Annotated in this window: 23 protein-coding genes; 6 read left to right on the top strand and 17 right to left on the bottom strand. The window is 40.5% G+C overall.

Annotated features, from left to right (window positions below; all coding sequences use genetic code 11):
- Positions 1 to 101: 101 nt before the first annotated feature.
- Positions 102 to 1,328 carry an RtcB family protein gene (locus QPK24_RS06630; RefSeq protein WP_285747226.1) on the top strand — a complete coding sequence of 409 codons (1,227 nt, stop codon included), beginning with the start codon at positions 102 to 104 and terminating at the stop codon, positions 1,326 to 1,328.
- 226 nt (positions 1,329 to 1,554) lie between these two features.
- Positions 1,555 to 2,493 carry a phosphotransferase family protein gene (locus QPK24_RS06625; protein WP_285749146.1) on the top strand — a complete coding sequence of 313 codons (939 nt, stop codon included), beginning with the start codon at positions 1,555 to 1,557 and terminating at the stop codon, positions 2,491 to 2,493.
- Between the two features lie 179 nt (positions 2,494 to 2,672).
- On the opposite strand, the gene QPK24_RS06620 is transcribed toward QPK24_RS06625, so the two are convergent.
- The 5 genes from QPK24_RS06620 to QPK24_RS06600 all read right to left on the bottom strand — a co-directional run bounded on the left by QPK24_RS06620 (position 2,673) and on the right by QPK24_RS06600 (position 4,883).
- Complete coding sequence (locus tag QPK24_RS06620) at positions 2,673 to 3,014, bottom strand: cupin domain-containing protein (protein ID WP_285747224.1); 342 nt, start codon at positions 3,012 to 3,014, stop codon at positions 2,673 to 2,675.
- Positions 3,015 to 3,028: 14 nt separating this feature from the next.
- Positions 3,029 to 3,442 (bottom strand): SMI1/KNR4 family protein, encoded by a 414-nt coding sequence (locus QPK24_RS06615; protein ID WP_285747222.1) that lies wholly within the window; start codon positions 3,440 to 3,442, stop codon positions 3,029 to 3,031.
- A gap of 14 nt (positions 3,443 to 3,456) precedes the next feature.
- On the bottom strand, positions 3,457 to 4,032 hold the full coding sequence (gene pgsA / locus QPK24_RS06610) for a CDP-diacylglycerol--glycerol-3-phosphate 3-phosphatidyltransferase (RefSeq protein WP_285747220.1): 576 nt from the start codon (positions 4,030 to 4,032) through the stop codon (positions 3,457 to 3,459).
- Between the two features lie 222 nt (positions 4,033 to 4,254).
- On the bottom strand, positions 4,255 to 4,593 hold the full coding sequence (locus QPK24_RS06605; RefSeq protein WP_285747218.1) for a putative periplasmic lipoprotein: 339 nt from the start codon (positions 4,591 to 4,593) through the stop codon (positions 4,255 to 4,257).
- 155 nt (positions 4,594 to 4,748) lie between these two features.
- Positions 4,749 to 4,883: a hypothetical protein gene (locus QPK24_RS06600; protein WP_283771253.1), complete on the bottom strand. Its 135-nt coding sequence runs from the start codon at positions 4,881 to 4,883 to the stop codon at positions 4,749 to 4,751.
- A gap of 159 nt (positions 4,884 to 5,042) precedes the next feature.
- Here QPK24_RS06600 and QPK24_RS06595 point away from each other — a divergent pair, with 159 nt between their 5' ends.
- Complete coding sequence (locus QPK24_RS06595; RefSeq protein WP_320416910.1) at positions 5,043 to 5,801, top strand: metallophosphoesterase family protein; 759 nt, start codon at positions 5,043 to 5,045, stop codon at positions 5,799 to 5,801.
- A 144-nt stretch (positions 5,802 to 5,945) separates the two neighbouring features.
- Complete coding sequence (locus tag QPK24_RS06590) at positions 5,946 to 7,202, top strand: CYP152 family fatty-acid peroxygenase CypC (RefSeq protein WP_285747216.1); 1,257 nt, start codon at positions 5,946 to 5,948, stop codon at positions 7,200 to 7,202.
- Between the two features lie 97 nt (positions 7,203 to 7,299).
- Here the strand turns inward: QPK24_RS06590 and QPK24_RS06585 are convergent, their stop codons facing one another.
- Both QPK24_RS06585 and QPK24_RS06580 read right to left on the bottom strand, forming a co-directional pair.
- On the bottom strand, positions 7,300 to 7,716 hold the full coding sequence (locus tag QPK24_RS06585) for a hypothetical protein (protein ID WP_285747214.1): 417 nt from the start codon (positions 7,714 to 7,716) through the stop codon (positions 7,300 to 7,302).
- Between the two features lie 71 nt (positions 7,717 to 7,787).
- Positions 7,788 to 8,402 (bottom strand): hypothetical protein, encoded by a 615-nt coding sequence (locus QPK24_RS06580; RefSeq protein WP_285747212.1) that lies wholly within the window; start codon positions 8,400 to 8,402, stop codon positions 7,788 to 7,790.
- A 220-nt stretch (positions 8,403 to 8,622) separates the two neighbouring features.
- Between QPK24_RS06580 and QPK24_RS06575 the strand changes: the two genes are divergently transcribed.
- Positions 8,623 to 8,850 (top strand): hypothetical protein, encoded by a 228-nt coding sequence (locus tag QPK24_RS06575; RefSeq protein ID WP_285747210.1) that lies wholly within the window; start codon positions 8,623 to 8,625, stop codon positions 8,848 to 8,850.
- Positions 8,851 to 8,901: 51 nt separating this feature from the next.
- Here the strand turns inward: QPK24_RS06575 and QPK24_RS06570 are convergent, their stop codons facing one another.
- The 10 genes from QPK24_RS06570 to QPK24_RS06525 form a co-directional block, all read right to left on the bottom strand.
- The gene (locus QPK24_RS06570) at positions 8,902 to 9,573 is read right to left on the bottom strand and encodes an HAD family hydrolase (RefSeq protein ID WP_285747208.1); all 672 of its coding nucleotides are present in this window, start codon (positions 9,571 to 9,573) and stop codon (positions 8,902 to 8,904) included.
- A gap of 79 nt (positions 9,574 to 9,652) precedes the next feature.
- Positions 9,653 to 9,937, bottom strand: coding sequence for a hypothetical protein (locus tag QPK24_RS06565; RefSeq protein ID WP_285747206.1), 285 nt, complete (start codon positions 9,935 to 9,937; stop codon positions 9,653 to 9,655).
- A 216-nt stretch (positions 9,938 to 10,153) separates the two neighbouring features.
- Positions 10,154 to 10,984 (bottom strand): VanW family protein, encoded by an 831-nt coding sequence (locus tag QPK24_RS06560; RefSeq protein WP_191797578.1) that lies wholly within the window; start codon positions 10,982 to 10,984, stop codon positions 10,154 to 10,156.
- An 18-nt stretch (positions 10,985 to 11,002) separates the two neighbouring features.
- Positions 11,003 to 11,335 (bottom strand): hypothetical protein, encoded by a 333-nt coding sequence (locus tag QPK24_RS06555; RefSeq protein ID WP_285747204.1) that lies wholly within the window; start codon positions 11,333 to 11,335, stop codon positions 11,003 to 11,005.
- Positions 11,336 to 11,480: 145 nt separating this feature from the next.
- On the bottom strand, positions 11,481 to 11,876 hold the full coding sequence (locus tag QPK24_RS06550; protein WP_285747203.1) for an RDD family protein: 396 nt from the start codon (positions 11,874 to 11,876) through the stop codon (positions 11,481 to 11,483).
- A 123-nt stretch (positions 11,877 to 11,999) separates the two neighbouring features.
- Positions 12,000 to 13,199: an N-acetylglucosamine-6-phosphate deacetylase gene (locus QPK24_RS06545; protein WP_285747202.1), complete on the bottom strand. Its 1,200-nt coding sequence runs from the start codon at positions 13,197 to 13,199 to the stop codon at positions 12,000 to 12,002.
- A gap of 9 nt (positions 13,200 to 13,208) precedes the next feature.
- Entirely contained in the window at positions 13,209 to 14,003 is a 795-nt protein-coding gene (locus tag QPK24_RS06540) for a glucosamine-6-phosphate deaminase (RefSeq protein WP_285747200.1), read from the bottom strand.
- Between the two features lie 182 nt (positions 14,004 to 14,185).
- A complete protein-coding gene (locus QPK24_RS06535; RefSeq protein WP_285747199.1) occupies positions 14,186 to 14,689 on the bottom strand; it encodes a YcxB family protein in 504 nt (167 codons plus the stop codon).
- 601 nt (positions 14,690 to 15,290) lie between these two features.
- Positions 15,291 to 15,773 (bottom strand): hypothetical protein, encoded by a 483-nt coding sequence (locus QPK24_RS06530; protein ID WP_285747197.1) that lies wholly within the window; start codon positions 15,771 to 15,773, stop codon positions 15,291 to 15,293.
- The gene (locus QPK24_RS06525) at positions 15,770 to 16,261 is read right to left on the bottom strand and encodes a hypothetical protein (RefSeq protein ID WP_285747195.1); all 492 of its coding nucleotides are present in this window, start codon (positions 16,259 to 16,261) and stop codon (positions 15,770 to 15,772) included. Before QPK24_RS06525 ends, QPK24_RS06530 begins: the two co-directional genes overlap by 4 nt.
- Before the next feature lie 240 nt (positions 16,262 to 16,501).
- Between QPK24_RS06525 and QPK24_RS06520 the strand changes: the two genes are divergently transcribed.
- The gene (locus QPK24_RS06520) at positions 16,502 to 18,892 is read left to right on the top strand and encodes a putative bifunctional diguanylate cyclase/phosphodiesterase (protein ID WP_285747193.1); all 2,391 of its coding nucleotides are present in this window, start codon (positions 16,502 to 16,504) and stop codon (positions 18,890 to 18,892) included.
- The last annotated feature ends 39 nt before the right edge of the window (positions 18,893 to 18,931 follow it).

Raw genomic sequence — 18,931 nt, 5'->3', positions numbered from 1 at the left:
ACGTATTAAATGTTTTAAAGTAATTAGTAACTACACTAAGGAAATTATCGGATGATATACTCTTCATTAGAATAACGAGAGAATTATAAGGAGAATTTTGTATGTTTGAAGCGATCGGAAAGTATAATACAGCTAAAATTTTCACATCACACCTGGAGGAAACGGCCTACGGCCAAGTGCTTGAACTATGTAACCAGAAAGCCTTTGAAGGAGCGAAAGTTCGTATCATGCCGGACTCCCATGCCGGAAAAGGTTGCGTTATCGGCTACACTCAACAATTAAAAGGTCGGGTCGTTCCTAATCTCATCGGCGTTGATATTGGATGTGGTATGGAGGTAACCTATCTTGGAAAAATAGAAATTGATTTTGCTCGACTGGATCATTTTATCAGGCACAAAGTTCCACATGGTCACTCCATCCATCAAAAGGTGATGCATAAACTGGAGAAACCTGCTCTCCAGGAACAGATCAAGCGAATCTCTAAAAAAACAGGGACAGACTATGAAAAACATCAGCGAAGCATTGGTTCTCTTGGCGGAGGCAACCATTTTATAGAGATTAATGTAGATTCGGAAGGTAACAAAATTCTGGTCATTCACTCGGGAAGCCGGAATCTGGGCCTTCAAGTGGCAACTTACCATCAGAAAAAGGCAGAACGTTATTGCACCAGCCGGTTACAAGAGCTCATGGAGCAACGCGAGGAAGAACTTCGCTTATTACGTGCTTCTGGGGATGCAGACTCTATCCCAGCTGTTATTCAAAAGTATGACGCGGAGCTGGAACTCTACAGAGTGCCCAAACCGCTGATGTTTCTTGAAGGTGCAGGGGCTGATGAGTACTTAGAAGATATGTATGCCGCTCAAGAGTTTGCTTTGCTAAATCGTCGGGGCATGTCCAAAGCAATTGCTGAATTTTTGCAGCTCGACTACAAGAATCTAGACAAATTCACTACCATTCATAACTATATTAACCCAGAAGATAAGATCATACGGAAGGGTGCCATTTCAGCCAAAAAAGATGAAAAAGTGATTATTCCGATCAATATGCGTGACGGTTCCATTATTGCGATTGGAAAAGGAAATCCGGATTGGAACTATTCTGCTCCCCATGGGGCTGGAAGACTCATGAGCCGCTCACGTGCGAAAGACCTCATTCATATGAATGATTTTAAGGATACCATGCGTGATGTGTGGACTTCTTCCGTTAGTACCAAAACGCTCGATGAAGCCCCTATGGCTTATAAACCGATCGAGGAGATTTTGGAGAATACGAAGGATGCGCTGGAGATAGTAGAGATTATTAAACCTTTATATAATTTTAAGGCGTAGTTAAATGCCGGTGGAGTTTCATCAAAAAAATCCTTTGGATTCTAACCCAAAGGATTTTTGTTTGTTTTTTTCAAGACCTTATTCAACATCATAATCCTTCATGAAGAAAAAGTCTATATTTTGGCAGGAAATTTATCTACAATGATGTAGCCGGCAAAAACTTAAATTGGAGTGTTGTTTAGTGAACTTTACATGCCATCTCGACCAGACTGATCTAGAGGATTATATGAAAAAAGTTTTTGGTACCGGTTATTTAGCTAGCAGTGTAACGAAAATGCATGGCGGTGCACAGAAAGTGGTCTATAAGATTACGTGCAGTAATGGCTTCGTCTGCGTTTTGTATATATGGGATTTATCCATGAATTATTTTAAAGAAGATATAGAAGATGGTGATATTCATCAACATTCTTATGGTAGTCATCTCTTTGAATTAAATAACACGTATCTAATACAACATGGAATCAAGACCCCCACTCTTTATGATCTCAATACCGAAAAAACGCGTTACCCATTTGATTATGCGCTTGTTGAATATGTGGACGGACAGACGGCAGAATCTTATTATGATCATTCCGATTCACAAGTTCAGGATAAAGTGTTTGAACGGCTGGGGGATATGCTGGCTCGTATGCATGCTAACGAAAGGCATTCTTTTGGCAAAGCGGATCATCGTGAGATGGGGACCGAGAACTGCCATTACGAGCAAATGGAAAATGCCAAGATACAGTTATCATATGCTTCACAATATATGAAGGACATTGGTGTCAATCAAAACAAATTAATCGATATTTTGTATGAACTTGAATCAAGAATTAAACCAAGAACGCAGTATGAGTTCATTCACGGGGAATTAGGCCCAAACCATGTGCTTGTTAATGACAAGCTTGAACCCTTTTTGATTGACATCGAGGGGGCAATGTTCTTTGATATCGAGCATGAACATAGTTTTTTAGAAATACGATTTGGGGATTTCTACCGATATCTAAAGAACGATAAGCTTGATCCTGATCGGATGTTATTCTACCGTTTCCACCATCATATATCCTTACTATCGGGTGGTTTGAAACTGCTTCATAGAGGATTTCCTGATGAGCAGTTTGCAAAAGATTTAGCGAATTACCATGCTGCGTGTGCATTACGATTTGTAGAGGGTTACGATATATGATAAAACAGGAGAAACATTCTTAATTGAACAACGCTGATAAGGATAAATATATATCCGAGGTATTAGCACTAAAGCCTCTCGCCCTTTGGACGAGAGGCTTTTTGATTATAAATGCCAGAAGTCTTTTTATTCTTGTCTACTAGAAGGAGATCATACCACTAAGGTGAAATTTCCTCTCATTAGGTAAGCTCCACCCGATCTCCGGCTGATCTCGGTGAGGAGATAACGAGAAACTCTGCATCTTCTTCCGAACGATTGAAGATCTGGTGTGGAGTTCCCGCTTGAACTTCCATCCCTTCCTGTGGTGAGAGGCTGTAGGTAACTCCATCCACCTCTAGTTCTACAGCGCCAGAGAGAATGAAGAAAAATTGTCTTGCTACCTCATGGTAATGTCTTGATTCACATGTACCTGATGGCATCTTTTCATGAATAATGCTTAGACTCGGATCATTCACAAGCTTCCAGCCATCACAGCCTGCTCCCCAAATATAATGTTCCCCTGTTTCTTTATTTCTTATCATGATGTTATCACCTATCATTCCTCCGATAATTCTACAATCATGGATGCGAGATTCTCGTAGATTGGCTCCATTTCATTGGACTCATGATCGTAATAGTAGATCGTCTCACTCATCTGATTTTGTTCACCCACAGCATAGCACAGAAGATCACCTGTTCCATCTTCAGCGATCGCAATATAACGCTCTGGGAAATCACTCAAATCTATCAATTCGTTATTTCGGATAATATCATCGGATGTTTTAGCGAGCCGCTGGTTATCTTTTATAGGATAGAGAATCCACTCATCAATTTCAGCTTGATTCACCAGCTGTACGAGCTCTTTATATTGCGCAGGAAATAAAGCTTGAAGTTTTGTCTCTGTGTAAGCAATATCCGAAAGGGACACTCCCGGTTTCCTTGTAGGAATGCGTTCACGTAATTCATGCATTATTCTTTCACCTCTTAATTTTTAAAATAGGACAGGTTACGGATGATATAGTTACATCCTGATAACAGGGTTACGAAGGTAGCTGCAACTAAAAGTGTCTGATCGACAGGGAAAGTCGTAATCAAACTGAACGGAAAGTTATGTAAAAGTACAGCCGTAATGGCGATCACCTGCAGGACCATTTTTATTTTACCAAACTGATCTGCCGCAAGAGCTATCCCTCTCCCAGAAGCAGCCATTCTTAAAGCAGTAATTGCAAATTCACGGCCGATAATAATGAAAGCCATCCATCCGGGAACCATGCCTGCTTCTGCCATCATAATTAGGGCAGCAGAGATGAGCAACTTATCTGCCAATGGATCAAGCAGCTTACCCAAATTCGTAATTTGATTATATTTTCGAGCCACATAACCATCAAGCTTATCTGTCCCCGCAGCAAGAACAAACAAAAATACAGTCAAGACATAGCTCGTTGTAGTCCAGATCGGGGCATGTCCCGAATTTACGACATTGGAATAAGAGTAAAAACAGAGCATAAACAAAGGAATCAGTGTGATTCTAGCGATGGTAATCCGATTGGCGAGGTTCATTACTCTTGTCTCCTTTTTCACTGAGTGCCTACAATTAATAAAAATAAAAATACAATACAAGACCAATCACCTTAATCAATATCTGCTATCTTCCAAACTGCTTGCGCATCATGTTTATCTTTTTTGAATACATACCCTCTAGAACTCTCTGTTTTGTCTATATAAATTTCTTTGATTCTGCACGCAGCCTGATAGATTTGCTTCTGTTCTTGAACAGCGATCTCATCTTCTATCACAAGTTTCTTGAATCTGATAATCTGGAATTTGAGATACGGGACTATCCTCTGTCAATAACGTCAGATATTCTTCTTCGTTACCTTCCCACAAATACTCAGCTCTCTGGTTGATTAATCTTACGATTTGAAGTTCATCTCCTGTATATTTACTCTCATCTAAGTACTGAGGAGATAGAGATGTGAGAGGTTTGCTCTCTGATTCCAAAGGATCCTGTACAAACGGTTCTTCCGCTTGCACTTTCGGCTGTGGAATGGTCTTATAAGACGTACTCCCACATCCAACTAGAAGGATAACCATTCCTAGAAAAATTAGACATTTCACCATAGGTACCTCCTTTTCATCAGTTTATCTTACAATTTATGGGTTATCTACGTTTTTATTGTTCATTTATGAAAATACAAAAAGACCCTTGCTCAAAGCAAGGGCTTATCGTATGTAGCAATATTTTTTTGTATATTTTGTATATAATGTAATTTATCCTAACCGCCCGTTACTGTTGTATAGTTACCAAAGTAGTTCATCAAGAAGGCTGCTATGATAAGAACCACTGCGATTATACCGATGATCGTCATATTTTTCTTGCGATTTGTCGGGCGCTCTCTATTATCTGCCATGTATGTTCTCTCCCTTTACATTTCGTTGTTGTTAATAATTAATTAAACGTATCGAAGATTTTATAAACGATAGATTATAATGTCCCAAAATCCGTTTGATTCAGATATAATGGAAAATAATGAAATCTGGCTTTGTTTTTATCTATCTTTTTGAAAGGAGTGCTCAGTATCAGAACCATTGTTATCAGTGATTTACATGGGTGTTATAACGAATTTAACGCCTTACTCCACAAAGTAAAATATCAAGCCGAGCAAGATCAGCTTATACTATTAGGAGATTACGTCGATCGCGGCCCGCGCAGCAAAGAGGTCGTTGACCAAATTATGACACTTCACCGTGATCACGGGGTCATTGTTCTCAAAGGCAATCACGATCAACTGTTTCTCGATGCGATACTAAAGGATGAAGATGCACGGTGGATTAGAAATGGTGCTCGTCAAACGTTAGCCAGTTACTGTGATTTATCCTGCGCTCATGAAGAGCTGAATCAGGAAACTTATGAACAAGCAAAAACTTATATTAAAACTCATTTTTCCCACCATTTAGAATTCCTTTCTTCCTTGCCTTTATATTATGAAAACGCTACCCATCTCTTTGTACACGCAGGGATCAATCCTTTTTATGCCAATTTTAAGGAGCAACCTGAAGATGATTTTATATGGATTAGAGAGATGTTTCATGATCAGGCCACGAATCTCGACAAAATCGTTGTCTTTGGTCATACGCCTACCGTCCATTTACACGAGCGAGCTGATATTTGGTTTCAGGACGATAAAATTGGAATTGACGGAGCCTGTGCATATGGAAAACAATTAAATGCCTTAGAAATTAGAGAAGATGGCAGCTGCTATGCTTATTCAATCCCTGCAGGGACCGTAGCGGTCAGCAGTGAAACAACTACATATGTAAGGAAATGAAATTAATATATAACTCTTAGTAATGAGTGACATGCGAAAATAGCCCTTCTCCTTCTCACCTTCTGTTATAAAGAATTCATATTCGGGTATTAATCTAATAATACAAGTGTACATAGAATTCAAATTCAGGAGGTGTCATATCTAATGGAAGAAACAAGATCCTTTCCAAAAGAAGAAGGATTAGATAATACGCTAAACGTTCTCAAAGAAGGTTACTTATATATCACAAATCGCGCGATTGGATTTCAATCCAACCTGTTTGAGACACGGCTGCTTGGGGAAAAAGCGATCTGCATGCGCGGGGAAGAAGCAGCTCAGCTTTTTTATGACAATGAGAAATTTGTTAGAGAAGGTGCAGCTCCCAAGCGAGTATTAAAAACACTTTTTGGTGAAGGCGGAGTGCAAACCTTAGATGGAGAAGAACACCATCACCGAAAAGCAATGTTCATGTCGCTTATGTCTCGGGAAGGTCTGCAGAAAATAAGAGAGATTACGAGTAAACATTGGGGCCTTGCCGTGGGTCGCTGGGAAACAAAAAAAGAAATTGAAATCTATGAGGAATCACAGGAGCTTTTGTGCCGTATTGCCTGTGAATGGGCAGGTGTCCCTCTAGCAATGGATGAAGTGAAAGAAAAAAGTGGATGGCTCGGTGCCATGATCGAAGCAACTGCCGCGATAGGCGTAGCGCATATGAAGGGTAAACGAGCACGTTCCAAAGCGGAGAAATGGATAACCGGTCTTGTAGAAGAGGTACGAGAAGGCAAAATTCATCCAGCAGAAGATACTGCGCTCTACACCTTCTCTTGGCATCGTGACTTAAAGGGAGAGTTGCTTGAACCGGAGACGGCATCCGTTGAAGTTCTTAATATCATTCGGCCCATTGTAGCAGTCTCCATCTATATTACTTTTACGGCTTTAGCTGTGATTCAGCAACCGGAAGAACGTGAAAACATAGCCTCCGGCGATGAAACTTACTTACAAAACTTTGTGCAGGAAGTCCGCCGTTTTTATCCATTCTTCCCTTTTAGCGGAGCAAGAGTGAAGGAAGATTTCACATGGCAAGGCTATGAATTTAAGGAGGGCGAACTTACACTACTCGACCTATATGGTACCAATCACCATCCTGATTTGTGGGATCAGCCGGAACAGTTTAGACCGGATCGTTTTAAAGACTGGAGAGGAACCCCGTTTAATTTCATCCCGCAAGGCGGCGGTGATTACGATACTGGACATCGCTGTGCTGGGGAGTTTATTACGATTGAGATTATGAAGGAAAGCCTAGACTATCTTGTGAATAAAATGAGTTATGAAATCCCAGAACAAGACTTCAGTTATAGCTTTAACGACATACCGTCACTGCCTCACAGCAACATTGTGCTTCAAAATGTAAGATCAAAATAAAATTTATTTAATCTGGCTGAAAGAATAATGTCATTACAAAGAGGATTCAGAATTCATTCTGAATCCTCTTTTTTTGACTTTCTAGTGAGGTTATTTACTAATTTGAATTAGTGTCGTTTGGCAACAATTCATCCGTCAAAAATTCTTTTACTCTGCTTAGATAGGGAGTTTCTAATACAATTCCTTCAGCATTCATGACCAAATACACGGGAAAATCCTTAATACCAAGTACCTTGGCCCATTTCTTATAAGGCTCTATGTCTTGATTCCAAAATTGAATTTTATTAATGGTATCTAGAAAAATAGGATGAGAGTTATGAAAGATATTTAATTCATTTGTTTCCGTCATGGGCAAGCTATCTTCGTAAAACAAATGCACAGCATACTTTTCTTGACCGGAAGGTTCTAAATGATTCATAACATCTTGTCTACTTGGACCGCCACAACCTGATATTAAGAATATGCAGGTAATCACGGATAGAATAAAGAAACGACGCTTTGAAAATAAGTTCATACATATCCTCATTTCTAATACTCTCTAGTTATATGTAAATCTTTAATTAGCTTCTCACGAAAAATGAACTTCTACTTATTTTCCGAAGATGTCTCTTCTTGTGGATATGGATCTACCTTTACTTGTCTACGTATGCTCAGATCCACCACTTCTTTATGGTTCTTTCCACTTTCGTCATCCCATATAATTTCAGCAAAAGTAGATTCATAGGTGGTTTCATCCTTTTTTAACTCGTCATAAGAATACTCATGAATGTTAGTGCCGAGGTTTTTTGCATTGTCTAAAATATTTAGAGGGTTGTCTACCGTTTTGCTGCTGCTGACTAGATGATACTCCATCGAAAAAACTCCCACTTTCTCTTGTTCCTTATTTATTTCGTAGAAGATAATCTCAAAATTCCGTGTTTGAGCCAGATCGCTTGGATCTCCTGTATACGTAAGCTCTGCATTACCTCTTAGGATTTGTCCATTGCTGATTAAGATCATATAGTCCTGGACCGCCCACCGTTCTCCAGCGCCATTCATTAAATACAGTTCTGTCTTTTCTACGGCGATTTTCTGGGCTGTGGTATGAATCTCTGTCTCCTTCTTGTTTCCTGAGTTACTAGATAGAACAAGGAAGACACCGATCACAACAAGTAACACACCGACGCCTATTTTTAGTTTGCGAGCCGCTTGTATCCTCATTCCTCTTCTTCCTTTCTAGACCTCCATACTGCACCGCCGCAAGGTGTAAACCCACATTCTTTATAAAAGGACTCATGCTGCTTGCTGTAATTGACAGTCACAATTGACACCCCATAATAAATCAAACATAGACACTCTTTTAATATTTGTTATATAATCCCAATAAAATATTTATTAATATTAGCTTCGTTATATTCATGAATAGTAAAGGAGTTTTACCATGATCATGATCGTCCTGCTTTGTATCGCCCTGTTATTCTGTGTCTTGCTCATTTTCCGTATGGGAAGCCAGCATTATTTGAAGTATTTTTCTTTGCTCGTGTTCTTCACTTCTACGATCCTTTCTTTGCAATCCGATCATTGGAGAAATCCACTTACCATTGTTCAAATCATCTCGATGCTTAGTTATTTCTATGCTGTAGCTGTCCAGAAGGAAAGTGAAAATTAAGAACAGGATCAGAAGTTAAGGAAGTTAACCGGTAAGAAAGAAGGAAGACAATTACATTAGGTGTAGCAGTTCCCCAATCTGATTGATGGTGTATAGTGGTTTTGCCTTATTCGCTTCACACCAAGGCTGGTTAACCCTCATCCAGATCGTGTGCATTCCCAGCGTGTGTGCCCCTTCCACATCGTTAATCGGATGATCCCCAATAAATAAGCATTCCTCAGGTTTTACGTTTAGCCGCTCCAATGCCACTTGAAAAATACGCGGGTCCGGTTTCTTGCATCCCGCCTCCTCGGATACCACAATCACATCAAAATATTCTCTTAGCCCAAGATGATCAATCTTGCCATACTGAACCGCATTTCTGCCATTCGTAATGATCCCTGTCTTGTACTTTTCACTCGCATAGGCAATGACATCTTCTGCCTGTTCCATAAGGACAGCACTTGTTACGTAGTTCTCAGCATAGTATTTCATCAGATCATCGACGAGCGGTTTATCTTGGTCGTTGTCCCATGGGAATTCGCTCAGCAGCTCTGCGAACAGCACAGGCTTATTTTTATATCCATCTTCATCCCGCTCAATCATTTGTTCAAGCCATAGATCCATTGATTCGATATGCGCAAAATATTGCCTCATAAACCCTTCTGCAAACTTTCGAAAGGTCGTTGTTCGATCCAGCAGCGTATTGTCTAGGTCAAAAATAACCGCTTTAATATGTTCCATCTGAGCATCTTCCCCTTTCGAATTTTCATTGATTTTCACTTATGTAATCTATTGAGACTTTTCCTGACGTTCCCCTCCCTTACGGTGTACTGAATTCACGCTCGAATAGTAACCGAATTTGACCTGTAAAAAGCTCGTTTGTTTCATAATAAACATCTCCTATGGATTGCGGACTAGACCAAAGTTTCCTTTCTTCACCTTCGTAGAATCCGATCACATACATCCCGCCGACACTCCCCTCCTGATTCTCTTCTGGAATGAGTACCACATCGTTTAAACCTCCAATCCATAGACGGATCTCAACCGGATCATCCAGCCATTTCGTTCTACCCGTTGTGGCATCAAGCAGTTCTACTCTGTCCACCTTTGTTATATCACCTGGGTAAATCTCGGATAATGTTGTCCTCTGAAGAGCAGGACGAGAAGAAGTACAGCCTTGTATAAACACAGCACATAGGAAACATACGAATAAAAGTAGAAAAACACCTGATCTCCGCATTCTGTCCTTCCTTCTCACGCTCAACCTCCTACCTATTTGTCCTTGTAGCTGGAGCATTGCATTCAGCCCTTCAAGGTGATCCTACGCTTGCTCCTGCTGTTCATTCACCTCATTCTCCGATTTCAAAAATGGCTGATACATCATCAGCGCATGATTCTCTGTAATATACTGATCATCAATTAGTTCCTCCTGCTGATTCCATACACGCCGGTATAGCAGGTTATGTCTCATATGTCCGCCCCAGTGTTCCTGGGTAATCCGATGCTCCTTCTCATACACTTCATAGGTCAGCTCCTGTGGAACTACACTATTCCATGAACCGATTAGAAATTCATCTGTGATTTGTAGAGTAAGCTGGTACGGCCGGTCCGTAGGATTGGTAATTCTTAGATCGAGGTAGTTATAGGCGCAGGTTGCTCCACTTCCAAATGGCTGACTTCGGCCTGAGTCAGGGAACACATCATAACTATGTCGATGCCTCTCTGTTATCTGTAGAGGGGTATGCAAGGTAATCCAGTAGAGGAGATTAGACAACTGACACAAGCCGCCCCCAATTCCGGGTTTAAAGCCACCATAGAACAACACCATTCCTTCCACATATCCCTTTCTGCGGTTAGGATTTCCGATTAGCTTCCAATAAGAAAATGTCTCCCCAGGCTGAATGATAATCCCATTCAAACGTTTCATCGCAATCTTCAAATTGATAATCTTGTTATGCTGCAGCCACATATCTACATCCTTTAACTTTCGTAACAGCGGAGTCTTATGGGATGCAACTTTATATGGTAATACGGTACTGCTTTGTTTTTGAGCGAACCGAGTTCCTCCAAAATACCACTCTACATATCGTCTACTGCGATAATAGGCCGTTCCGAGCTTAATACGGAGTTTAGATCTTTTAATAGGCTTCATGGTATCTTCCCCCTATCCTTATTTTCTTTCAAAAAAAGTTCCGAGTATCCCTACCGTGCTAATCTCATATACTAATTCGTTATGATCCATATCGTAATATTTCATATCTTTTATTGTGAAAAACAAAGCATTTCGGGTATGTCCTGCTTCATACATTCGTTCCCCATCTTTAACAAAAGTCTTTCCATCCAAATAATCGTACTCTTCGAGTGTAATTCCATATTCTCGCTCCAGCCAACCATAGTATCTGCCTTCAGCCGGATTGAGCAGCACAAAGACTAACATGATCATACTGAGCGCCAGGATCCACTTTTTAAGGGTACCCCGCTGGCGATTAGAACCACTTACCATGATGAAAATCCTCCCATAACCTGTTATTACGAGTTGTAAGGTTATAAGTAAAGGACGTATTATAAGCTGGTTTTGTTACCTCTTTGATAAAAAAACCAACTGCTCTTTATGTCACAGTCGGTTTTGCAGTAGAAACTTTTGATGATTATCTTCGTACAACCTCTGTACCGGCAATGAGATCATGAATGGAACGTTTATCTTCCCGAGTTATAACAAAATAACCACTAACGATCTGAACTATTCCTAGTGAGACAGCGTACACAAAAGAGCCTACAAAAAATCGGAGTAACATGTTCTTTACGGTTGGAGGTGATTTATCCAGTACTCTTCGAATTTGGATACCACATAGATACTTGCCTACCGTAAATCCATTCCAATACACAGGCAGCAGCAAAAAGTATAGCATTAGTAGCACTTCTGTTGCTGTTTCACCTACTAAACCGATAAATGTATTCATTAAAATGCCAATAACAAAGGAATCTAAGAAATATGCTCCCAAGCGTCTCCAAAATCCCGCAGGTTTACCTGCTGCCACACTCATGTCACTCACTCTCCGCTCTATTTTGTTTTCTCTTTTATGATTAGCTCATATGTAATAACAACAATAGAGTGGGCGTAGTTTCTTCTTCAATGATAAAAAACGTGATTTTATTAGAGGTCTGCTCTACTCGCTGCACTTTCCTTCTTTATACGTACGAAGGACCTTGAACTGATCGCCATCCCAGGAAGCCAGGAGTACATCCGCTGGTGCTCCAACCTCAATTCCACGTGCTGAAGATAAGCCCATCATGGAAGAGGGAATTACAGAAGCCATATCCCAGGCACGTTCTAAACGGCAGATCCCGCTTCTAGTAAGATGTTCGATCCCTCTAGTCAGCAGCTGTGCAGAGCCAGCAAGCAGTTCGGGGGACTCGGCTAGATGTAGTCTACCTTCCGGTGTAAGGACCACTTTGCCCCCAACAGGCGTATCATAATACCCTGGCGGCATTCCGCAGAGGGCAACGGCATCACTTACGAGCAGCGCCTGATCTCCTTTTACCTTCAGGGCTACTTTAAGCACTTCCTTTGGGAGATGAAACCCATCCGCAATGAGACAACATGATAACTCATCTGCTGCAAGCTGTGCCCATAGGACATTCGGATGACGAGGAAGCTCTGCTTGTATACCATTGCCAAAATGGGTTGACATCGATGCTCCAGCAGCAACCGCAGCCTTGATCTGAGAGGATGACGCAGAGGTATGACCAATGGAGATAGTAATTCCTGCGGCTACACATTGACGGATAAAAACCTCTGCATTTTCCCATTCTGGTGAGAGTGTAATTAGTTTAATTCTGCCTTCTGCAGCTTGTTGCCACTGCGTAAATTCCTCAAAGTCTGGCTTTCTCACCCACTTCAAAGCATGTGCTCCCCTAGCACCATCCTTGGGCGAGATATAAGGGCCTTCTACATGAATTCCGGATATCATGCTTGCCACTTCTAGATCCTCCGTGCAGGCTGCAGCTATAGTGCGAAGGGCTCGCTCAATATGTTCTGAACTCTTTGTAATTAGCGTTGGATAATAGGATGTCACGCCTTGCTGCCGCAGTAATCTTGTTACCGACTTTACCGTTTCCGGAGTTAGATGCCGATTATTGAAGTCGTAGCCTTGGAATCCATTAATCTGAAGATCAACGAGTCCCGGACCGATCAGAGGCAGTTCCTCCTTCTCCTCACCAAAAGGATGGCTCCTCTCATTACATTTATCTGGAGTGTTAGATAAGACTATGATTTCACTGATCTTTCCATCTTTACAGATGAGTCTGATTCTCTCCCCTGTCCTGTAGTGAATTCCTTCCACAACAGCATCGTTATATTCACTCATAGGCCCAGATCAATCCTTTCCAAGACCCAGCTCAGAATTATATGATGCTTCATCTAGGAACAAAATCGCTCCTTGATGCGTTCGCAGTATAGAAGCGGGGCAACTTGGTTCTATAGGTCCCGTTAAGGTTGCTGTAACGGCTGTTCGTTTGAGCGGACCTGGAACCATACAGTAGATATATTTTCCGGATAATAGTGCTGGAATAGTAAGGGTCAACGCATGGGTTGGAACTTGATCAAGACTCGTAAAACATCCATCATTCACCTGTTGTTCACGGCATGCCTCATCCAGCTCTACACGTTTCATCCAGACGGGATCAGAAAAATCTGCGACTGGCGGATCGTTAAAAGCGATGTGTCCGTTCTCCCCAATCCCCATACAGACAATATCTATCGGAGAAGCAGTCAGCAGTTTCGTATAACGAATGCACTCTTCCTCTGCATCCTTAGATGGATTAATATAATGAACATTCCCAAGCGGAACACGATCAAACAAACCACGCTTTAAAAATAGACCAAACCGCTGTGAAGCAGACTCCGGCAACCCTACATATTCATCCATATGAAAGGCATCAATCCGTTCCCACTCTATTCCTTCCGCTTCTCCCAGCGCATCCAAAAACTCATTCTGAGACGGAGCTGCAGCAAAAATCAAGCGGACTCGCTCCTGCTTTTGAAGCAGAATTCTCATCTGATCTGCCACAAGTACAGCTGCAGCAAGCCCCATCTGTTTGCGGTCTGCGTACACCTGTACCTTTAAACTGTCACGAAAAAAAGTCATGCTTGATGTGGTTTGTTCCATCATTCATTCCTCCTCTAAGAATCGTCCCTAACTCAAACTCTTTTCTTAATGATCTATTTACTTTATGACTTCATAATTGCGTAAATGACGGGATTCTTTGTTTTCTTTCGTGACTGGGATGCGACTATCCTGTATAAAATCGCAAAAAAAGACCAAAAGCTTTATATCGCTCTTGGCCTTGTTTATTAAGATATTTTCTTATGAGTATATTGCTCGAGTTGATGTACAAATGCCTGCTCTTGTTTATCGTCCGCAAAAGCACGTTTAGGAATGTTGATCGCCTGAACACTATTGACGAAAATATAAATATATTCCTTATCTGATTTAATCGCTTCGATCTCTTTCCAGGAATACTCTAGATTATTATATTCGGTGGTTTCGTACATACCTTCCCCACTAAGTTCAATTGTATGTTGACCGACCGTTCCCGCGTTTGTTTTTACAACCCTCATGACCTTGCGTTTAATCGAAAAAATCATATAAAACGCAGATAATGCACTCACCAGGATTCCGATAATAATAGAATATATCCATGAGTAGTCCAACACGAAACGAAGCAGTGCAATGATAATAATCGGCAGGCTGATGAATGTGAGCATCAGCAGGTTTCGGTGCTTCGGAATATGGAACATGACATACTTGTTCATATTCCAATAATCTTCTTTTGTTAAATCCATCGTAATTTTCATGAAACGGTGTATCCCTCTCTTTTCCTATATAGATATTCGTCGAACCTGTTCCTATCATACGGTACATCGCAGACCTAAACCACCGTTTTATGCTAATTCAATGCGAGAGCATACCTCACGAACCACAATCCACACGATAAGCATCAAAAAATCAATAGCCGCTGAACTGCGATCTAATAGTTGCATGAGACTTGTATTATCAATAACCCAATAGTTAGAAACAGAGCAGCGTGAACCATATAATCAAATGTTCTAGCAAAATATCTTCTCCACGGAATCGGGGTTGTTACATCCATCGTGCAAAATCCTTCTGTGTGCTCATTCTTGTAGTCTGTATCATTCATAGAGTGTGTTGGTCACGCTGTAAAGTGTAATCTACTTCCCCTGCTTTTCCCTACTATTCTCTAATTTTCTCTTCTTTGCTCAAGTAATTCCTTAATATCCCTAAGCTCTTGCAGCATTTCCTCGTTGTATTTACTTTGTTTTGAGTTATCCATTCCGAATTTCACACATAATACACCTATTAAAAATGAAAACACCAATGTGATAACAAACCATTATATTTCACTCCTTTTCCTTATAACACGAAAGTTTACGCTGCTCATTCACCATAAAGCATCTTCGTTAACGAATCGTCTACATCCCTTTTGGAACTTGCTGGACCGTAGACATACCCATCATCAAGTTGATAACGGCTGTTAAGTTCACTTGAACTCAGCCATACCTGATCCAAGTCTTTAGAAATATGAATTACCCCAAGCGCACGCTGATTTCCACTCTCGTCATAATAAGGAACTATATATACGTACTGGTTTCCTTCCAAATCGGCAGTAAAGTGATATGATAACTCTTCGTCCACCCTAATCTCTCCTGAAATCCGGTGCTTCCCCGATAATCTTTTGTATTTTTCCCCATCCAGTATTACCGTTGTCTTTTTCTCAAATGTTGTATCTGGAGAATAGATTACTGCCTCTATATTGTGATGGAAGGGTAGATCCCGATGATAATAAAATGCAGCAACAATACAAGTAATTACGACTGCACTGATCCATATATAAAACCTCTTCTTTTTATGACTTATCATTTTCTCTGCTTCATCTCCGGTTCCAGCTCAAATACTCGCTCTACATAAGCAAGCAAAAGCGCCTCATTGGAATGGCCATCTTCTGATAAAATCGTGTATAACCAAGAATATACAATTATAATCGCAGGTAACAGGCTTACGCAAAGGAGAAACATTTCAGAAAGAAACGGGGGGCCCATGAATAAATATATACATAGAAAAAGAAACATCGTGTAGATATAAGAAAAGGGATCTGTCCATCCTTTATATAGACGAAAACGAACATGGGTTTTTCCATCTTTTACAGAAATCCGGCCTACCGCCTTATTACGTATGATTCTTCTCCTCTTGTGTTCCCCATCGTTATACGAAATGCTAAAAATGCCGAACTTCGTCCATCCACGAAAGAATTCGTTATAAAAATCAAAGCGGATAAAATCGATATTTTCTTTTATAAAGGATAGACATTCTTTTCGGGAGAGCTTTGTTGTATACCTTCTCTTTTTCATTAATGAATTCTCCTCACCCCTTATAATTTTCAAAAAATGAACTACAAGCTTTATTTTCCAATTATTATATTTTTTATGATTCCACATCTATAATTAATATTCAACCTTTTTATATTCACCAGTTAAATACTGTAAAATAGAATCTTGCCTTGCTTAAGTTAGGAGATATAAAAAAAACTTTATACCCGACGATATATGAATAAGAGTTATTACTGAAGTCTAATTGATGGAGCGATGGTAATGTACAACATGATCCTACAAATTATATGTTTATTTATCCCGTTTTTAATTTTATTCGCAATGGGAATTGAAGTTTATTTCAAAAATCCTCGAAGTACAATAAACCGCTTAAGCATGCTGCTATTGTTTTCGCTTAGTTTATTTTTTCTGGGAGGATTTTGGGCAAAAACACTGCCGATTGAAACTGGTTTATATGTAACGATGTATGTAAAGTACATCAGCATATTTGTAACCATGACGCTCGGGCTTTATCTCTATAGCTTGGTTAGCAAAGTACGAATAAAACCGATATTCCGGCATCTGCTTTGTTTAGTCCCGTCGATCGGTATCTTTCCCATCTTAATGAATGCCCCGGAAACTTCGGTGTCTAGTACACAAAGTATATTAGGGCGTTCTGAACAGTTGGACTCTTATCTGTTAGTAATGATTATGGTGATATCAGGTTATAATTTTTTGATGTTGTTTCTCTTTTCATGGATTGGCAACCGTCAGCGAAGATCTAAGAATTGGTCGCGAAAAGAGCGTCTTCGTCAGCACAGGATCAAACAAGGGCTTGTCTTCAGTCTCATATGGGCTGTCTTCTGGTCTGTCATTTCCTTATTAAAAGATTCATTTGGCACTGAGATTCTTTTTAGAATACTCCCTTACGAAATCATGCCTGCGTACTGTATACTCATTTGGGCTTATTTTATCCGCTCCGCCATGGTTCATTATGATTTCCTAGCTTCTCCTAATCGCAGGTTTGAAGTTCTATTTTCTTTATCAAGACAAGGCATTGCACTCGTAAACCAATCAGGATTTGCCGTAGAAATGAATGAAGCCTTTCGGAGATCGATTGGAATTCCGAATGCGATTTCAGAAGAAGGGATTGATCTAAACGCCCTTATCCCTGAGGAAGATCGGCAAATGATGAAAGAATTATATAAAGATCGATTTGACACGATGACACCTATTCATATCGAACAGAGGATCAATACATTTTTACATGAAACAAAGATCGTGGAGATCGACAGCGCCTATTTGGAAATCGATGATCAGATTTTCTGTTATTTAGTTACACGTGACATCACAGAAACAAAGAATGCGGAGGCAAAACTGCAAAAACTAGCTTATGAGGATAATTTAACAGGACTCGGAAACCGGCTTCATTTTATGGAAAATTTAGAGCAGGCACTTCAAAATTCTGATTTAGAAGATCGGCAGACAGCTGTCATTATGATAGACCTTGATCAATTTAAATGGATAAATGATACGCTTGGTCACTCGGCTGGGGATTTTTTACTGCAACATGTTGCACATCAGATTCGTAATAGTATGCCGTCTTCTGCAGTTATATCCCGGCTGGGCGGGGATGAATTTGCCATAACCGTGCCAGTAAACCACAGTGGTCAGGCTATTTGTTATGCTAATCAGCTTTTATCCTCTCTACAGCAGCCCATTCATATCTTTGGAAAACCATATACCGTTACTGCATCGGTTGGTATTAGCATAGCGCCTGAGGACGGCAGAACCATCGAAGCATTGTACAGCAGTTCAGACACTGCGATGTATGCTGCAAAACAAGCAGGACGTAACCAATACTATGCATATACTCCAAACCTCAAAGCCATGGCCGAACGAAATTTAACTATTGTGAATGGCCTCAGCACGGCTCTAGCAAATGATGAATTCACATTATACTACCAACCGCAGATCGATACGCATACAAATCGTATTCTTGGGTTAGAAGCTTTAATTCGATGGAAGTCACCTGAACTGGGATTCGTATCCCCTGCTCAATTCATACCGATTGCGGAAGATACAGGAATGATAAAACTCATTGGTGACTGGGTTTTGAATGCTGCTTTTAAACAAACGAAACAATTGGTAGATGAGGGATATGTTGATATTTTGGTTTCCGTCAATTTGTCTGCCCATCAGCTTAGAGAGCCTTTGTTTGCAAAACGCGTTGCGGAATTGCTTCAGCAATATAAACTTACCCCGCGGAATATATGTCTTGAAATCACGGAAAGTACAGCAATATTCGATTTAAAAAAGTCACTAGAAATCTGCCGTGCTTTGGTAGAACTGGGTATATCATTATCAATTGATGATTTCGGGACAGGGTTCTCTTCACTAAGTATGCTGAACCGCTTTCCATTCAAATATATTAAAATTGACCGTTCACTCATTCAAGATATTGCCATGAACATAAATGAAGCAAAGGTTGTACAAACCATTATTGAATTAGCAGACCGATTAGGTATGCGGGTTATCGCTGAAGGGGTAGAGACAGAACAACAGCTGTCCTTGCTGCGTAATCTAGGATGTCATGAAGTTCAGGGTTATCTCACTGGCCGTCCTATGCCCAGAGAACAACTTATGGTTTTTTTAGAAGATTATAAAAAGTAAAGAGAAGGGAACCCATTTGCGGGTATCCCTTCTCTATTT

The sequence above is a fragment of the Paenibacillus polygoni genome (assembly GCF_030263935.1).
GTDB classification, from domain to species: Bacteria; Bacillota; Bacilli; order Paenibacillales; family Paenibacillaceae; genus Paenibacillus; species Paenibacillus polygoni.
Note: the sequence above shows the minus strand (reverse complement) of the source record. Positions and strands in the feature narration are given on the sequence as shown.

Bases quoted from the DNA above. Each gene is read 5' to 3' on its own strand.
- QPK24_RS06630 (WP_285747226.1), top strand. From the start codon at position 102: ATGTTTGAAGCGATCGGAAAGTATAATACAGCTAAAATTTTCACATCA.
- QPK24_RS06625 (WP_285749146.1), top strand. From the start codon at position 1,555: ATGAAAAAAGTTTTTGGTACCGGTTATTTAGCTAGCAGTGTAACGAAA.
- QPK24_RS06620 (WP_285747224.1), bottom strand. From the start codon at position 3,014: ATGATAAGAAATAAAGAAACAGGGGAACATTATATTTGGGGAGCAGGC.
- QPK24_RS06615 (WP_285747222.1), bottom strand. From the start codon at position 3,442: ATGCATGAATTACGTGAACGCATTCCTACAAGGAAACCGGGAGTGTCC.
- pgsA (WP_285747220.1), bottom strand. From the start codon at position 4,032: ATGAACCTCGCCAATCGGATTACCATCGCTAGAATCACACTGATTCCT.
- QPK24_RS06605 (WP_285747218.1), bottom strand. From the start codon at position 4,593: ATGGTGAAATGTCTAATTTTTCTAGGAATGGTTATCCTTCTAGTTGGA.
- QPK24_RS06600 (WP_283771253.1), bottom strand. From the start codon at position 4,883: ATGGCAGATAATAGAGAGCGCCCGACAAATCGCAAGAAAAATATGACG.
- QPK24_RS06590 (WP_285747216.1), top strand. From the start codon at position 5,946: ATGGAAGAAACAAGATCCTTTCCAAAAGAAGAAGGATTAGATAATACG.
- QPK24_RS06585 (WP_285747214.1), bottom strand. From the start codon at position 7,716: ATGAACTTATTTTCAAAGCGTCGTTTCTTTATTCTATCCGTGATTACC.
- QPK24_RS06580 (WP_285747212.1), bottom strand. From the start codon at position 8,402: ATGAGGATACAAGCGGCTCGCAAACTAAAAATAGGCGTCGGTGTGTTA.
- QPK24_RS06575 (WP_285747210.1), top strand. From the start codon at position 8,623: ATGATCATGATCGTCCTGCTTTGTATCGCCCTGTTATTCTGTGTCTTG.
- QPK24_RS06570 (WP_285747208.1), bottom strand. From the start codon at position 9,573: ATGGAACATATTAAAGCGGTTATTTTTGACCTAGACAATACGCTGCTG.
- QPK24_RS06560 (WP_191797578.1), bottom strand. From the start codon at position 10,984: ATGAAGCCTATTAAAAGATCTAAACTCCGTATTAAGCTCGGAACGGCC.
- QPK24_RS06555 (WP_285747204.1), bottom strand. From the start codon at position 11,335: ATGGTAAGTGGTTCTAATCGCCAGCGGGGTACCCTTAAAAAGTGGATC.
- QPK24_RS06550 (WP_285747203.1), bottom strand. From the start codon at position 11,876: ATGAGTGTGGCAGCAGGTAAACCTGCGGGATTTTGGAGACGCTTGGGA.
- QPK24_RS06545 (WP_285747202.1), bottom strand. From the start codon at position 13,199: ATGAGTGAATATAACGATGCTGTTGTGGAAGGAATTCACTACAGGACA.
- QPK24_RS06540 (WP_285747200.1), bottom strand. From the start codon at position 14,003: ATGATGGAACAAACCACATCAAGCATGACTTTTTTTCGTGACAGTTTA.
- QPK24_RS06535 (WP_285747199.1), bottom strand. From the start codon at position 14,689: ATGAAAATTACGATGGATTTAACAAAAGAAGATTATTGGAATATGAAC.
- QPK24_RS06530 (WP_285747197.1), bottom strand. From the start codon at position 15,773: ATGATAAGTCATAAAAAGAAGAGGTTTTATATATGGATCAGTGCAGTC.
- QPK24_RS06525 (WP_285747195.1), bottom strand. From the start codon at position 16,261: ATGAAAAAGAGAAGGTATACAACAAAGCTCTCCCGAAAAGAATGTCTA.
- QPK24_RS06520 (WP_285747193.1), top strand. From the start codon at position 16,502: ATGTACAACATGATCCTACAAATTATATGTTTATTTATCCCGTTTTTA.